The sequence below is a fragment of the Dactylosporangium roseum genome, assembly GCF_025264685.1.
GTDB classification, from domain to species: Bacteria; Actinomycetota; Actinomycetes; order Mycobacteriales; family Micromonosporaceae; genus Dactylosporangium; species Dactylosporangium roseum.
Window position 1 is genome coordinate 1983540 of record NZ_CP073721.1, and the last position, 15793, is coordinate 1999332.

Annotated in this window: 14 protein-coding genes and 2 pseudogenes; 13 read left to right on the top strand and 3 right to left on the bottom strand. The window is 69.8% G+C overall.

Annotated features, from left to right (window positions below; genetic code table 11):
• Positions 1-780 carry an HAD-IIA family hydrolase gene (locus Drose_RS09980; RefSeq protein ID WP_390891361.1) on the top strand — a complete coding sequence of 260 codons (780 nt, stop codon included), beginning with the start codon at positions 1-3 and terminating at the stop codon, positions 778-780.
• Between the two features lie 456 nt (positions 781-1236).
• Here the strand turns inward: Drose_RS09980 and Drose_RS09985 are convergent, their stop codons facing one another.
• Positions 1237-2025 (bottom strand): hypothetical protein, encoded by a 789-nt coding sequence (locus tag Drose_RS09985; RefSeq protein ID WP_260727888.1) that lies wholly within the window; start codon positions 2023-2025, stop codon positions 1237-1239.
• A gap of 75 nt (positions 2026-2100) precedes the next feature.
• On the opposite strand from Drose_RS09985, the gene Drose_RS09990 reads away from it, so the two are divergent.
• Positions 2101-2928, top strand: a complete 828-nt coding sequence (locus Drose_RS09990) for a DUF3097 domain-containing protein (RefSeq protein ID WP_260727889.1) — start codon at positions 2101-2103, stop codon at positions 2926-2928.
• Here Drose_RS09990 and Drose_RS09995 read toward each other — a convergent pair.
• Positions 2925-4256, bottom strand: a complete 1332-nt coding sequence (locus Drose_RS09995; protein WP_260727890.1) for a serine hydrolase domain-containing protein — start codon at positions 4254-4256, stop codon at positions 2925-2927. The genes Drose_RS09990 and Drose_RS09995 overlap by 4 nt on opposite strands.
• Before the next feature lie 219 nt (positions 4257-4475).
• Between Drose_RS09995 and Drose_RS10000 the strand changes: the two genes are divergently transcribed.
• The 4 genes from Drose_RS10000 to Drose_RS10015 are packed head-to-tail and all read left to right on the top strand — an operon-like array spanning position 4476 to position 8398.
• On the top strand, positions 4476-4910 hold the full coding sequence (locus Drose_RS10000) for an NfeD family protein (protein WP_260727891.1): 435 nt from the start codon (positions 4476-4478) through the stop codon (positions 4908-4910).
• Between the two features lie 6 nt (positions 4911-4916).
• Positions 4917-5981, top strand: a complete 1065-nt coding sequence (locus Drose_RS10005; protein WP_313900010.1) for an SPFH domain-containing protein — start codon at positions 4917-4919, stop codon at positions 5979-5981.
• Between the two features lie 54 nt (positions 5982-6035).
• On the top strand, positions 6036-6845 hold the full coding sequence (locus tag Drose_RS10010; protein WP_260727892.1) for a TrmH family RNA methyltransferase: 810 nt from the start codon (positions 6036-6038) through the stop codon (positions 6843-6845).
• 11 nt (positions 6846-6856) lie between these two features.
• Entirely contained in the window at positions 6857-8398 is a 1542-nt protein-coding gene (locus Drose_RS10015) for a PucR family transcriptional regulator (RefSeq protein ID WP_260727893.1), read from the top strand.
• Between the two features lie 251 nt (positions 8399-8649).
• Here Drose_RS10015 and Drose_RS10020 read toward each other — a convergent pair whose 3' ends face one another.
• Entirely contained in the window at positions 8650-9654 is a 1005-nt protein-coding gene (locus tag Drose_RS10020; RefSeq protein WP_260727894.1) for a coiled-coil domain-containing protein, read from the bottom strand.
• Positions 9655-10005: 351 nt separating this feature from the next.
• Between Drose_RS10020 and Drose_RS10025 the strand changes: the two are divergent.
• From Drose_RS10025 to Drose_RS10055, 7 genes and pseudogenes are all read left to right on the top strand, one after another.
• A pseudogene (locus tag Drose_RS10025) lies at positions 10006-10170 on the top strand (aspartate aminotransferase family protein); the annotation flags it as partial.
• Positions 10167-10367, top strand: a pseudogene (locus Drose_RS10030) (aspartate aminotransferase family protein); the annotation flags it as partial. The pseudogenes Drose_RS10025 and Drose_RS10030, both read left to right, overlap by 4 nt.
• A 195-nt stretch (positions 10368-10562) precedes the next feature.
• Positions 10563-11573, top strand: coding sequence for a MurR/RpiR family transcriptional regulator (locus Drose_RS10035; protein WP_260727896.1), 1011 nt, complete (start codon positions 10563-10565; stop codon positions 11571-11573).
• Positions 11574-11593: 20 nt separating this feature from the next.
• A complete protein-coding gene (locus tag Drose_RS10040; protein ID WP_260727897.1) occupies positions 11594-12325 on the top strand; it encodes an SIS domain-containing protein in 732 nt (243 codons plus the stop codon).
• 21 nt (positions 12326-12346) lie between these two features.
• Positions 12347-13789 carry an N-acetylglucosamine/diacetylchitobiose ABC transporter substrate-binding protein gene (gene ngcE / locus Drose_RS10045; RefSeq protein ID WP_260727898.1) on the top strand — a complete coding sequence of 481 codons (1443 nt, stop codon included), beginning with the start codon at positions 12347-12349 and terminating at the stop codon, positions 13787-13789.
• 40 nt (positions 13790-13829) lie between these two features.
• A complete protein-coding gene (locus Drose_RS10050) occupies positions 13830-14711 on the top strand; it encodes a carbohydrate ABC transporter permease (RefSeq protein ID WP_313900011.1) in 882 nt (293 codons plus the stop codon).
• An 11-nt stretch (positions 14712-14722) separates the two neighbouring features.
• Positions 14723-15670 carry a carbohydrate ABC transporter permease gene (locus Drose_RS10055; protein WP_390891362.1) on the top strand — a complete coding sequence of 316 codons (948 nt, stop codon included), beginning with the start codon at positions 14723-14725 and terminating at the stop codon, positions 15668-15670.
• The last annotated feature ends 123 nt before the right edge of the window (positions 15671-15793 follow it).

Sequence of the window (15793 nt, forward strand, 5' to 3'; positions counted from 1 at the left end):
GTGAGAGAACGCAAGCCCATCGAGTCCTGGCTCACCGACATGGACGGGGTCCTCGTGCACGAGGGCGTTCCCGTGCCGGGCGCACCGGAGTTCGTCAACCGGCTGCGCTCGTCCGGCAAGCCCTTTCTGATCCTGACCAACAACTCCATCTACACGGCCCGCGACCTCCAGGCGCGGCTGCGCAGAATAGGCTTCGACGTCCCCGAGTCCTCGATCTGGACCTCGGCCCTGGCCACGGCCCAGTTTCTGGACACTCAGCGCCCCGGCGGCACGGCCTACGTCATCGGCGAGGCCGGCCTGACCACGGCGATGCACGAGGTCGGCTACATCCTGACCGACACCGAGCCCGACTACGTCGTGCTGGGGGAGACCCGCACGTACAGTTTCGAGGCGATCACGGCGGCCATCCGCCTGATCAACGACGGCGCGCGGTTCATCTGCACCAACCCGGACGCCACCGGCCCGTCCAACGAGGGCGCCCTGCCGGCGTGCGGCGCGGTGGCCGCGTTGATCTCGAAGGCGACCGGGATCGAGCCGTACTTCATCGGCAAGCCCAACCCGATGATGATGCGCTCGGCGCTCAACAGCATCGACGCGCACTCGGAGACGACGGCGATGATCGGCGACCGCATGGACACCGACGTCCTCTGCGGGTTGGAGGCGGGCCTGGAGACCATCCTGGTGCTGAGCGGCATCAGCACGGCGGCCGACGTGGAACGCTATCCATATCGGCCGTCGCGCATCATCCCGTCGGTGGCCCACCTGATCGACGAGGTCTGAGCCGCTGGCCCCTCCCGGTCGACCTTGATGAGCTTCCGTGGTCAGGACACAAGGCCGCGAAGTTGCGCCGTGCGGTCGTCCGGCAACCCCCGATGTCGCGCTACGTGATGGTGACGCACGGTCATGCTGGTGGCGTCTGGTCGCTCAGGGTCGCCGCTGGCCCGGGACGGCGCGTTCGGGCGACTCACAGATCATGGGAAAGTTCTGGCTACCGGGGCAGCCACATCGTTCCCATGATCATGAGATCGGGCGGCATGGGCGGCGGATCGAGACTGAACGCGCGCTGGTCGGCATGCCCGCGCAGGTTGGCACGCGTCGGCGGCGGAACCTCCGAGCCCGCGCCCGGATTGTCGGTCTTGGTCGGCTGGTGAGGGGCCGTTGGGCTGAACTGGCGGGCTTGGGTCAGGGCGGCAACCGCGAGCTTCCAAGGTCAACTCGGGGAAGGGGGTGCGGCGGTCAGAGCAGCGGGGCGTTGCAGGCCGCCACCAGCGCTCGGCGGCAGGCGGTGGTCAGCGGGCGGAGCGCCGCGTCGCGTTGCTGGACCTCGTAGCCGTTGATCGCGCCGCCCGGAGCCGCGTGCTCGGCCAGGGCCAGGACGCGGTCCAGGATGCTCGCCCGCGCGTACAACCGTCGCGCCCGGGGATCGTAGCCCGGCGGGAGGTCGGTCGCGCCGTCCGGTTTGCGCAACGCCTCGATCGCGCCGGCCAGCTCTGGGCGCCACTGGGCGATGTCCAGTTTGGCCAGCGTGCGGGTCGCCGTGGCCAGCTCGGCCGAGAGCTCGGCCTCCGCCTCGGCCGTCGACGGGTCGGCGAACCGTGGTGCGGTCGCCGCCTCGGGCAGGAGGAACACGCGCCACAGCACCGTCTCGAACTCGTCACCCGAGCCGGACGTGTGCAGCCGCACCTCCGGGACGAACCCCAGCGTGCCGGCGATCACGCCCTCGCCCGCCAGCAGGGCCGCGCCGGTGAACGGGCCGGGGCCGGGCAGGCCGCGCGGGTCGCCGGGGGCCGGGAGCACCAGCCGGACTTCGTCCGGGTGGAGTTTCGACAGCGACGCCAGCGCGTCGGCGAGCGACACGTCGGTCCACGTGCCGGGGACGTCGGAGACCATGTGCTCCTCGTCGCCGGCGATCTCGGCGGCGGCGTCGTCGCACGGCACGAGGCCGGCGCGCCACGCCCGGACCCATGCCACGAAACGCGCCGAGCGGCGCGCCTGCAGGGTCGCCGCGCGTGCTGCGGGGGACATGGGAGCAAGGGTACGTGCTGACGTGCCGGTATGTCTCGCAGGCGACCACGCCGTCAGCCGATACGCTTCCCGGGCATGGATGTCCTGGCGAACAATGACTGGCGGCGCCGGCGGGTGATTCCCGAGGTCGACGCCGAGCTGGACCTGGTCGTGGAGGATGCCGAATCCGGGTTCTGCGGAGCCGTGGTCGGGTTCGAATACGGCGCGGTGGTGCTCGAGGACCGGCACGGCAAGCGGCGCAATTTCCCCCTCGAAGCCGCCGCGTTTCTCCTCGACGGTGAGCCGGTCACCCTGCGGAGGCCCCAGGCGACGGCGGCGCCCGCCCAGAAGAGGATCACGGCCTCCGGCTCGATCGCCGTGGCCGACCACACCGCCAGGGTCGCCAGGCGCAGCCGGATCTGGGTCGAGGGCATCCACGACGCCGCCCTGGTCGAGCGGATCTGGGGCGACGACCTGCGCGTCGAGGGCGTGGTCGTCGAGCCGCTGGACGGCGTCGACGAGCTGGCCGCCGAGGTCAGGCAGTTCGGACCCGGCCCGATCGCCCGGCTCGGCGTGCTCGTCGACCACCTGGTCCCCGGCTCGAAGGAGAGCCGGATCGTGGCGGCGGTCCAGTCGCCGTACGTGCTGGTGACCGGCCACCCGTACGTCGACGTCTGGCAGGCCGTGAAGCCGGCGGCCGTCGGCATCCGGGCCTGGCCCGAGGTGCCGCCGGGCCGGCCGTGGAAGGAGGGTGTCTGCGCGGCCCTCGGTGTCGCCGAGCCGGCCGACATGTGGCGCCGGATCCTGGCCTCGGTGTCGAGCTTCCGGGACGTCGAGACCCCGCTCATCGGCGCCGTGGAACGGCTGATCGACTTCGTGACGGAGCCGGCGGACGAAGTGGCGGGGCCGGACGCGGACCTCTAGACGGCTGGCCACGGATCGCGGGTGAGGACGAAGGTGGCGATGTCCAGGGCCACCACCTCGCCCGACGCCGAGCGCACCACCCGCAGCACCTCGCCGTCGTTGTCGCCGGAGCGACCCCGCCACCGGTCCTGCGCCGGGCCGTCGGGCACGAACCGCCACGGCGTCCGCCCCGTCGTCAGCGGCGTCACGAGGAGCTCGCCGTCCGCCCAGCCGACCTCGTGCTCCTGCCCCATCCACCACCAGCGCCCGGTCAGCGGCTCGATCTCGGCGGGCGGCGGCGTGCCCGGCCGCCACGGCGCCACCCGCACCGGCTCGCGGTCGAGGACCGCGTCCAGCAGGTCCCGCCCGAACTCGCTGAGCCCGCCGCCCTCGTCGCCGTAGTGCATCGTGTACGCGTTGGCGAACGCCACCAGGCCCGTCCGTGACGGCCGGTGGACGGCGAGCACCGCGAGGTAGCCGGGCATCGAGCCGCTGTGGCCGACGAACACCCGCTCACCGTGGCGCCATAGCTGCAGGCCGAGGCCGTGCCCGGCGCGCCACCCGTCGAGATCGCTGATGACCACCGGGGCGCACATCTCGGCGACGGTCTCCTCAGCCAGTACCGCCGGATCCGGATCCGCCAGGAACGCGGCCCAGCGGGCCATGTCCGCGACGGTCGACCAGAGCTGGCCGGCCGGTGCCATCGCGCCCGCGTCCAGGCGCGGCTCCTCACGCATGGTGTCCAGCCAGGGGTGCACGACGTAGCCACGGGCGAACGGCTCGGTGGCGTCGTAGGTCGTGCGGAGCAACTGGAGCGGGCCGAGGATGCGCTTGGTGAGCATCGACCGCCAGTCCTCGCCGCCGAGCCGGCTCACCACCGCGCCGAGCAGGCCGTAGGCCAGGTTGGAGTAGTGGAAGCCGTGCAGCGGCGGGTAGGCGACCTTGTCCGCGGTCAGCGTGGCCAGGAACGTGTCGACGTCCACGCCCGAGCTGCGCTCCCACCACTCGCCGTCCGGCTCGCGCTGCACCCCGCCGGCGTGGCCGAGCAACTGGCGCAGCGTCACCGCGCCGACCGGGGTGCCCGGCAGGTGGCGGTACAGCAGGTCGTCCAGCGCCAGCTTGCCCTCGTCGCGCAGCGCGAGGACCAGCGCGGCGGTCATCGTCTTGGTGATCGAGCCGATGCGGAACTGCTGGTCGGGCACGTAGTCGCCGGCGGCGGCGACGTGCGCGAGCTCGCCGTCGCGGACCACACCCGCGACGAGGAGCGGCACCCGGCCGCCGGCGTGGGCGCGGCAGACGAGTTCGTCGACGCGGGAGACGGTTTCGGGCAGGAGGGGTACGGAGGGCACGGGGTCGCCTTCTCTCGGGGGTCTCACCCGTTCAACGGCGCGCCGGCGGGTGAGAGGTGGGCAGGTCCGATGATTCCGCAGGGTGGGTGACCGTTCGCAGGATGATCTGTCATGGCGTGTGTCGAAGCGGGGCCGGGGCGAGACGGAGTCCGGGTGCCGGTTCCTACTTCGACACATGCCCTGCGAGCGCTACGTGCATCGGCGTGACACGATCGAAGGGTGGATGTCTGGCTGATCGTCTGGTTGATCGTCGGCGCCGCCCTCGTCGCGGCGGAGGTCTTCACGACCACGTTCATCTTGCTGATGTTCGCGATCGGAGCGTTCGCCGCCGCGGGTGCCGCCGCCGTCGGTGCCAACGAGCCGGTCCAAGCGCTCGTGTTCGCGGTGGTGAGCGCCCTGTCCTTCGTCGCGGTGCGCCCGACGCTACGCCGCTACATGCGCCGGGACGAGCGGGACACGCAGATGGGTGTCGAGGCCATCGAGGGTTCGATGGCGCTGGTACTGGAAGACGTCGACAATGACAGTGGCATGATCAAGATCGACGGGGAGCTGTGGCGGGCCCGTCCGTACGACGCGACGCAGTCGTTCGCCAAGGGGGAGCGGGTCCGGGTGATCGAGATCAAAGGTGCTACCGCAATGGTGTGGAAGGACTGAGGCCAAGTGGATCCAAGTGTGCTCGTGGCCGTGCTGGTGATCATCGCCGCGCTGATCGGCATCATCACCGTGGTCAAGTCGGTGAAGGTCGTGCCCCAGCAGGTCGAATACGTGGTGGAGCGGCTCGGGAAGTACAGTCGCACCCTCACGCCCGGCCTGAACATCCTGGTGCCGTTCATCGACTCGGTCCGCAACAAGGTCGACAAGCGTGAAGCCGTCGTGAACTTCCCGCCGCAGCCGGTGATCACGTCCGACAACCTGGTCGTCTCCATCGACACGGTGCTGTACTTCAAGGTCGTCGACTCGGTCCGCGCGACGTACGAGATCTTCTCCTATCTGCAGGCCATCGAACAGTTGACGGTCACCACGCTGCGGAACGTCATCGGCTCGCTCGACCTGGAGAAGGCGCTGACCAGCCGCGACGAGATCAACCGGCATCTCTCCGGGGTGCTGGACGAGACGACCGGCCGCTGGGGCATCAAGGTGACCCGGGTCGAGATCAAGGCGATCGAGCCGCCGCCCAGCATCCGTGACTCCATGGAGAAGCAGATGCGCGCCGAGCGGGACCGCCGTGCCGCCATCCTGCACGCCGAGGGCCTCAAGCAGTCGCAGATCCTGACCGCTGAAGGCGAGAAGCAGGCGGCGGTGCTGCGGGCCGAGGGCGAGCGGCAGTCGCGGATCCTGACGGCGGAGGGCCAGGCGAAGGCGATCCGCACGGTCGTCGACTCGATCCACCTGTCGAACCCCGACTCGAAGGTCATGGCGTACCAGTACCTCCAGGCGCTGCCGCAGATCGCCGCCGGCCAGTCCAACAAGATGTGGATCCTGCCGGTCGAGCTGACCAAGGCGCTCGAGGGCATCGGCGGCGCGCTGGGCGGCATGGCGGCGATGTCCGACGCCGAGCGCAGCCGGCACGTCGACCGCAACCGGGTCGAGGAGGAGGAGTCGGCGGAGGTGCAGGAGGCCCGGCAGGCCGCGGAGGAGGCGGCCGCCGTCGCGACCGCGGAGGCGCAGGCCGCCGCGGCCCAGGTCTCCGGCACGACGCAGAACCGTGAGCTCACCAACGGCTAGACCCGGCGGGCCCGGCCGTGAGCCGCGGCCGGGCTCACCGGCAGAATGCCCGTCGTGCCAGTTGTACCGATCACCGACCCGGAAGACGACCGCATCGCCGACTACCGGGCGCTGACCGACGTCGAGTTGCGCACGCGCTGGGAGCCGCCCAACGGGCTGTTCATCGCTGAGGGAGAGCTGGTCGTGCGGCGGGCACTGCGGGCCGGGTACCGGTTGCGGTCGCTCCTCATGGACAGCAAGCGCGTCGACCAGGTCGCCGACCTGGTCGACGCCACCACGCCGCTCTACGCCGGCGACCAGGCCGTGCTGGAGGCGGTCACCGGCTTCCACGTGCACCGCGGCGTGCTCGCCTCGTTCCACCGCCGGCCGCAGCCGAGTGCCGGGGAGGTGCTCGCCGGCGCCCGGCGCATCGCGGTGCTGGAGGGCATGAACAGCCACACGAACCTCGGCGCGGTCTTCCGGAGCGTCGCCGGGCTCGGCGTCGACGGCGTGCTGCTCTCGCCGACGTGCGCGGATCCGCTGTACCGCCGGAGCGTCCGCGTCAGCATGGGCGAGGTGTTCGCCGTCCCGTACGCGCGGCTGGAGCCGTGGCCGTCGGCGCTGGAGGCCGTGCGGGCGGCCGGGTTCACGCTGCTGGCGATGACACCCGCCGCCGACGCGGTTCCGTTGCAACGGCTCACGGCGGCGCAGCGCGCACGCCCCGCGCTCATGCTCGGCGCCGAGGGGCCGGGGCTCACGAGGCAGGCGTTCGAGGCGAGCGACCTGCGGGTCGTGATCCCGATGCGCCGCGGCGTCGACTCGCTCAACGTCGCGACCGCAGCCGCGGTCGCCTTCTGGGAGCTGTCGCGGGAGGACGGGTTGTAGCATCCGCGCTGATGTTCCCGACGGTCCGCGAGGTGCTCGCCCTCGACCCCGTGCGCAACGGCGCGCCGAAGGTCGTGGCGGGCGAACGCGGCCTCGACCAGGTGGTCCGCTGGGTGCACAGCTCCGAGGTGCCCGACATCGCGACCCTGCTGCGCGGCGGCGAACTGGTGCTCACGACCGGGATCGGCCTGCCGCCGGACGACGTGGGACTGCGCCGGTTCATCACGGACCTGGCCGAGGTCGGGGCGTGTGGCCTCGCCGTGGAGATGGGGCGGCGGTACTCGACGCGTCTGCCCGCCGCGATGGTCCGCGCCGCCGACGACCTCGGCCTGCCGCTCGTGGAGCTGCACCGGGGCACGCCGTTCGTCCTCATCACCGAGGCCGTCCACTCCATGATCATCGATGCCCAGCTCGCGGAGCTGCGCGCCGCCGAGGAGATCCACCAGCGGTTCACCGACCTCTCCGTCGAGGGCGCCGGCCCGGCGGAGGTGGTGGCCCAGGCCGCGGCCCTGGCCGGCGCGCCCGTCGTGCTGGAGAACCTGTCCCGGCAGGTCCTCGCGTACGACACGGCGGGCGGCTCGGCGGAGCTGCTGCTGGCCACCTGGGAAGCGCACTCGCGGCGGATCCGGCCGGCCGGGCGCACCGGGCACGACGCCGAGTCCGGATGGCTCGTCACCACCGTCGGCGCGCGGGGCCGGGACTGGGGGCGCCTGCTCATGCGGGTGTCGACGGCCGACCCGCGATACGTCATCCTCATCGAGCGGGCCGCCTCGACCCTCGCGCTCGGCCGGCTGATCCGCGGCGACGAGGAGGGGCAGGCCCATCGCACGCTGCTGGCGGCGCTGCTCGGCCACACCACACCCGTCGACGAGGTCGTGCTGCGGGCGAAGGCGCTGGGCGTACACCTCGATCGGCGGCATCTCGTGGGAGTGGTGATCCGGCCGGCGCTGGCCACGGAGGCGGCGCAGGCGTTGCGCGAGACGTCGCTGAAGGGACTGGTCGGCGCGCTGGACGAGGCGAGCGCCGGGGTCCTGCTGGCGCTGCGGTCGGCGGACGACGAACAGGACGCGCTCAACCGCTTCGCCGCGCGGCTGCGCGGCACCGTGCAGATCGACATGGTGATCGCGGCCGGCGAGGGCGTCGGGACCCCGCGCGAGGCGCGCCGCTCGCTGTTGGAGGCGGGCCAGGTCGCCCAGGCGGCGCGGCACGATCAGAGCTCCGGCGTGGTCCGGTCGACCGACGTGGGGCTGGCCGGCCTGCTGTACCTGCTGCGCGACGAGCCCCGGCTCCAGACGTTCGTGGAGCGTGAGCTGGGGAAGCTGCTGGCCTACGACGCGCGGCATCCCCGGGAGCAGTTGCTGGGCGTGCTGCGGATCTACCTGGAGCGCGGCCGGAACAAGTCCGCCGCGGCCGAGCACAGCCACCTGTCCCGCCCGGCCTTCTACGAGCGGCTGGCCAAGATCGGCAAAATCGTGGGCGCTGACCTGGACGACGTGTCAGCCTGCTTGTCGCTCCACGTGGCCCTGCTGGCTCTGGACGCTTTACGCCGCTAGCTGACCGCGCGCTGCGGGCTGTGCTCCGCGCGCCATGATGGTGGAGCATTTTGGCACCCAGGACTGCAAAAACGCTCCATGATCGCCGCTGGAGTCGCCCGGCACGGCGGCGGGGTTGCGCGGGAACGCGTGCCGGCCGGCGCCCTCGGCGGCGACGCCTCCGAGGTCAGCGCCCGAATTGTCGGCCTGGTCCGGGTTGGTAAGAGGCCGTTGGGCTTAACTTCGCGGCCTTGCACGATCAATGGTGGGAGCTACTGCATCGACAGGTGGACGTGGTTGTAGTGGTCGCCGGCGGGGGTGCCGTCGCCGCCGTAGGACTTCCAGCCGCTGCTGGGCTGCCAGATCCGCTTGTACCAGATCACGTACTTCACGCCGAGGTTCTTCGCGTTGGCCACGCACCAGGCCGCCAGGTTGTCGCCGTACGTCTTGTCGGCGCCGGTCGCTCTGGCGTTGACGAACGTCGTCGCGTTGGCCGAGAAGTCGCATGCCTTGCCCAGCGGATGGTCGCCACCGCCGCCGCCGCGGTAGCAGGACGTATAGTGCGTGTAGCCGGCCATTCGCGCCTCGTTGTAGGCGTTGCGCATCCGCGGCGACATGCAGCCGCTCGTCGTCGGGTCGTCGAGCGAGCAGCTCTCCGTCGGATACGAGCCGTCGGAGTTGCGCGCGACCGGCTTCGTGGTGACCTTGCCGCCGCCCGGCGCGCCGCTGGTGTCGCCGCCGCCGCCGGCCTTGCGCAGCGCGTCCTCGGCGGCCTTCTTGTTGGCCTCCATGATCTTCAACTGCGCCTGCTGGTTGGCCACCGCCGCGGCGATATCCTTCTGCTGCTGGTCGAGCTTGCGCCGGGTCTCGACCAGTTCGTGCAGTTGCGCGTCGTCGCGGGACAGCATGTACTCTACGGTGACCATGTTGTGCAGCATGGTGTCGGGATTGTCGGCGCCGATGATGACGTTGGCCATGCTGACGCGGCGCCCGCGATACGCGGCGTTGGCCACCACACCCGCCGTCGCCTCCAACTCGGTCAGATGCTGCTGCGTCTTGGCCATCTCGGCGTTGATCGCGGCCTGGTCGGCGATCGACTTATCGAGCCGGCCCTTCGCGTCGTTGTACTCCGCCAGCGCCTTGTCGAGAGCTTGACGCACAGTAAGGTTCTGGCCACCATCCTCGCCGGGCTCGGCGGCGACGGGGTCGACGATCCCGACCACCAGCAGCAGTGCGGCGGCCAGCAACGTCAGGACCCGAGTCGGTGCCGTCAACATCGCCGGACAGCATATCGAAGCGCCCCGAAAACACCAGCCGTCCTGGCTCCCCGCACACCCCGCTCTGCGCGGCCGGCTCCCCGCACACCCCGCTCCCCGTGCGGTCCGCTCCCCGTGCGGTCCGCTCCCGTGCGGTCCGCTCCCGTGCGGTCCGCTCCCGTGCACCCGCGATCTTGCACTTGTGGTTCCCGACTTTCTCTGACATTTCCGCATAAGTTGGGCACCACAGGTGCAAGATCGCGCCAAAGGGGCCGGGTGCGCCAGAGGGGCCGGGTGCGGGAGAGAGGCCGGGTGCGGGAGAGAGGCCGGGTGCGGGAGAGTCGGGTGCGCGGAGGGCGGGGAGGGGCGGGCATGGGCGAGTTACTCAACCGGCATCGCGGCGTCATGCCCTCATGGATGCCGATCTACTACGACCAACCGATCGAGATCGTCACCGGCAAGGGCTCACGCGTCACCGACGGTAACGGCAAGAGCTACCTTGACTTCTTCGCTGGGGTGCTCATCAACTCGTTGGGCTGATGATCGGCATCGAGCTCAGGTCGGTGGGGAAGACCGGCGTCGTGTTCGAGAGCTGCAAGCGCGACGGTCTGCTCGTCGGCAAGGGCGGCCTGTACGGCACGACGATCCGGATGGGCCCGCCGCTGAACCTCACTGCGGAAGAGGCCCGGGAAGGGCTGGAAATTCTCACCAACGCACTGCGCGAGCACGCCTGAGAACGGACCCGGGCCGAACCGATCCTCATGGGTCGGTTCGGCCTTTCTTGTGCAAAACGGCAGAAACTTCTTGATGTTCCGCTGGTAGCAAGTGACAACAGTTTGAAAACTTCACCCAACTCCTTGACAACAAGGGCCGCTTAGTAAGAACTTTTACCACTAACAGTTAAGTAACCTTGCTGAAAGGCGAACACGATGACCCCACGCGAGGAGCTCACGACGGCGGTCCAGGCCGCTGTCAGCACCTCGCCGGTTTCGTCGATTCCCGCGGACGGCCGGTACGCCGCGGACGCGGCGACCGGACCGGTGCCGGTGGCCGTCGCCGGGGAGAGTGTCCTGGCGCGGGTGCGCGCCGGGCTGCCCGAGTTCACCGGCGCCCTGCAGCGCGTGGCGGAGCTGATCCTGGCCGACCCGGCCGCGGCGGCCCGCTCGACGATCGTCGAGCTCGCCGAGCGCAGCGGCACCTCGCCGGCCACCGTGACCCGATTCTGCCGGGCGCTCGGCTTCGTCGGCTACGCCGACCTGCGGCTCGCCATCGCCGGTGAGACCGGCCGCGCCGCCCGTACCGGCGGCTGGACCATGGACATCGGCCGCGAGATCCAGCCGACCGACCCCTTGGAGCGTGTGCTCGGCCAGATCATGGCCGCCGACACCCAGGCGATGCACGACACCGCCTCGCTGCTGGACCTCGGCGAGGTCGAGCGTGCCGCGGAGGCCATCGCCCGCGCCGACCGGGTCGACATCTACGGCGCGAGCGGCAGCGCGCTGGTCGGCGGGGAGATGCAGTTCTGCCTGCACCGCATCGGCATCGCCGCCTGGGCCTGGACCGACGTGCACAACGGGCTGGCCGCCGCGGCCCTGCTGCAGGCCGGCGACGTAGCCCTCGGCATCTCACACAGCGGCCAGACCCGCGAGACGATCGAGATGATCGCCGAGGCGAGCAGCCGGGGAGCGACGACGATCGCGCTCACCAGTTTCCCGCGGTCGCCACTGGCCGAGGTCGCCGACATCGTCCTGCTCACCGCGACGCAGGCCACGACCTTCCGGCCCGACGCGCTCTCGGCCCGGCACCCGCAGCTCGTGGTGCTGGACCTGCTGTACATCGCGGTTGCCCAGCGCACCCACGAGCGTGCGCACGCGGCGTTCTCCGTTACGGCGCAAGCGGTCGCCGGTCACCGGTCGTCCGCGGGAAAGGACGCGTCGTGAACCTCGTCCAAGGAGCGCGCATGGCCGTCACGGCACTCGGGTACGTCTCCGCGATCCGGTCGGTCATCGACCGGATCGATGCCACCCAGGTCGGCAACGTCAACCGGGCGGCCGAGCACATCGTCACCGCGCTCCAGGCCGGTGGCATCCTCCAGGCGTTCGGTACCGGGCACTCCGAGGCGGTGCCGGTGGACTTCGCCGGCCGTGCCGGCGGCCTCGTGCCGACGAACAAGATCCTCCTGCGGGACCTCGTCGTCTGCGGCGGTCAGGAACCGCGGATCCTCGAGAACGAGAAGCTGGAGCGCGATCCCCGGATCGCCGCGCCACCTCCCGAGGACGCGTTCGTGATGGCCGCACAGTCGGGGATCAACGGGGGGATCGTCGAGATGGCGCTGCTGATCGAGCAGCGCGGGCACAAACTGATCGCGATCACATCGGTCGAGCACACCGAGCGGGTGGCCCCCAGGCACCCCTCGGGCAGGCGGCTCGCCGATGTCGCCGACGTCGTGCTGGACAACGGCGCGCCGTACGGCGACGCACTGCTGTCGCTGGATAGCGGCGGCGCGGTCTGCCCGGTCTCGTCGGTCACCGGCGCGCTGATCGCGCAACGGGTAATCGCCGAGGTCGTGCGACGCATCGAGGCTGCGGGCGAGGTGGCTCCCGTCTACCTGTCCGCAAACGTCCCCGGCGGGGACGAGTACAACAACACGCTCGAGTCGCGGTACGCCGGGCGTGTCCGGCGGACCGCCTGACCCGAACCGAGGAGACAGATCATGTCCGTTACCCCCGAGTCCCCGTCGCAGCCGATCGGCCTCTCGCGGCGGACCATGCTCCAGCGCGCGGCCGTCGCCGGCCTGGTCGCCACGCCGGCCGCGGGCCTGCTCGCCGCGTGCGCCGACAGCGGCAGCGGCGACGAGGGCACCAGCAACTCCGGCACGGTCTCCGCGACCAACCCGCTCGGCATCCCCGAGGACAAGCCGATCAACGTCGTCATCTTCAACGGTGGCTACGGCGACAAGTACGCCACGGACGTCCACGAGCCGATGTACCAGAAGGCGTTCCCGAAGTCCGAGGTCAAGCACCAGTCCAGCCAGGCCATCTCGACGCTGGTCCAGCCGCTGATCGCGGGCGGCAACCCGCCGGAGTTCGTCAACAACTCCGGCGAGAAGATGATGGACTTCGGCGCCCTGGTCGCCGACGGTCAACTGCACGATCTGACGCCGCTGTTGGACGCGCCGTCGGTCGACGACCCGAACAAGAAGGTCCGCGACACCCTGATGCCCGGCACGATCGAGGCCGGTTCGTTCAACGGCAAGCCGTACGTGCTGTACTACGTCTCGACCGTCTACGGCATCTGGTACTCGGGCAAGCTGTTCACCGACAAGGGCTGGAAGCCCGCCACCACGTGGAGCGAGTTCACCGCGCTCTGCGAGGAGATCAAGAAGGCCGGCGTCGCGCCCTACGCGTACGCCGGCGCCAACGCCGCGTATTACCAGTGGAACATCATCCTCACCAGCGCGGCGAAGATCGGCGGCGCCGACATCCTCAAGAACATCGACAATCTTGAGGACGGTGCCTGGAAGGTCGACGCGGTGAAGCAGGCGGCGGAGGCGTGGGCCGAGATCGGCGCGAAGTACAACCTGCAGGGCGCCGAGGGCCTCAAGCACACCGATGTCCAGCTCAAGCAGAACCAGTACCAACTGGCGATGTACCCGTCGGGCGACTGGCTGGAGAACGAGCAGAAGAAGGACACGCCGGCCGACTTCAAGTACCAGCTCATGACCACGCCGAGCGTCACCACGTCGGACAAGCTCAAGTCGACGGCGCTGCGCGCGGCGGCCGGTGAGGGCTACGTCGTCCTGGCGAAGAGCAGGAACCCCAAGGGCGGCCTGGAGTACATGCGGCAGATGCTGTCGAAGGCCGGCGGCAAGGGCTTCACCGAGACGGTGAAGGCGCCTACCGTCGTCCAGGGCAGCACCCAGGGCCTGACCTTCACACCCGGCATCCAGTCCTCGCAGGACGCCCTCAAGGCGGCCGGCCAGGAAGTGTTCAACCTGTACTTCGACGGCTGGTACAAGGACCTCGACAAGGAGGCCCGGACCGCCACCAACGAGCTGATGTTCGGTCGCATCAAGGCTGACGCCTTCGTCGAGCGGATCCAGAAGAAGGCCGACGAGATCAAGAAGGACTCGTCCGTCACCAAGTTCAAGCGCTGATCGGAGCCTGATCATGCGGCATGGGAGATACCCCTTCATCATGGGGTTCCTGGCTACGCCGGTGCTGCTCTACGCGTACTTCGTTCTCTGGCCGTACGTGCAGACGATCAATCTGTCGTTCTACCAGTGGCGCGGATTCACCGCGAAACGGTGGGTCGGTCTGGAGAACTACGATCGGATGCTGCACGCCGAGCGGTTCTGGAAGGCGCTTGAGCATCACGCGGTCATCCTGGTCTTCCTGCCGCTGCTCACGATCGCGATCGCGTTGGTCTTCGCCTTCCTGCTCAACGTGGGCGGGAAAGGGTCCGGCGGCAAGACGGTGGGGGTCTGGGGATCGAGTTTCTACCGGGTGGTGTTCTTCCTCCCCCAGGTCCTCGCCGTGCCGGTCATCGCGGTGCTCTTCGCGACCGTGTACCGGCCCAACGAGTCCGGCCTGATCAACGGCGTCATGCTCAAGCTGGGCCTCGCCGAGCCGGTCGGCTTCCTCATCGAGAAGCACCTCGCACTGCCCTCGCTCATCGCCGTGCTGGTCTGGCAGATGGTCGGCTTCTACGTGGTGCTGTTCTCCGCCGGCATGGCGAACATCCCGGCGGAGATCTACGAGGCCGCCGAGCTCGACGGCGCCGACAAGCTGACGCTGTTCTTCCGGGTCACGCTCCCGCTGTTGTGGGACACGGTCCAGACGGCCTGGGTCTACCTCGGCATCCTCGCGTTCGACGCGTTCGCGATCGTGTCGGTCCTCGCCCAGGACAACGGCGGCCCCGACGGCGCCACCACCGTGCTCGGCCTCGAGATCTACAACAACATCCAGATGAACCGCTACGGCGACGCCGCCACCTACGGCGTCGCGCTGTGCCTGCTGTCGCTGCTGTTCGCGGGGGTCACGCTGCGGCTCACCCGTCGCGAGTCCTACGAGTACTGAGAGGCCGGGAAATGACCGCGATCATCGGCCACGACACGCCGGACCAGCGCAGCGACCGGCCGGGCCCCCGCGCGGTGCCGCCGGCGCCGCGCCCGCGGCGCAGGCTCAACATCGCCGGCGGGATCGGCCACGTCTTCCTGGCCGTCTGGGCTCTGATGATCATCGTGCCGCTCATCTGGGTGTTCCTCGCCTCGTTCAAGAACACCACCGAGATCTTCAGCGCGCCGTGGACCGTGCCGGACCACCTGCGCTGGGAGAACTGGGGCCGGGCCTGGAACAAGGCCAACGTCGGCCGCTACGTCCTCAACAGCGCGTTCGTCGTCACGGTCGCCACGGCCGGCACCATGCTGCTGAGCTCGATGGCCGCCTACGTCCTGGCCCGCTACAAGTTCGCCGGCAACCGGCTCATCTACTTCCTGTTCGTGGCCGGCATCGCCTTCCCCCCGTTCCTCGCCGTCGTCCCGCTGTTCTTCCAGGTGAAGCAGATCGGTGACCACGTGCCGGCCATCGGCCCGTACTTCGGCCTCAACAGCTACGGCGGCCTGATCGTCGTCTACATCGCCTACTCGCTGCCGTTCACGATCTTCTTCCTCACCGCGTTCTTCCGGTCCCTGCCGAACTCGGTGGCCGAGGCGGCGACGATCGACGGCGCCTCGCACACGCGGCTGTTCTTCTCGATCATGCTGCCGATGGCCAAGCCCGGCCTGATCAGCCTCACGATCTTCAACCTGATCGGGCAGTGGGGCCAGTACCTGCTGCCGCTGCTGCTGATGGCGGGCGCGAAGGACAAGTGGGTGCTCACCCAGGGCATCCAGGACATCTCGACCGCGGCCGGCTACGAGGCCGACTGGTCGGGCCTGTTCGCCGCCCTGTCCATCTCGATCCTGCCGATGATCGTGATGTACGTCATCTTCCAGCGCCAGATCCAGGCCGGTCTGACCGCAGGAGCGCTCAAGTAGCACCCGGACCCGCGCATCCCCGCACCCTTCAATGCGCCGATCTTGCAGTTGTGGTGCCGAGACGCTCCCGGCTTGTCCGGTTTGTCAGGCACCACAACTGCAAGATCAACACTGTCGTTGGGG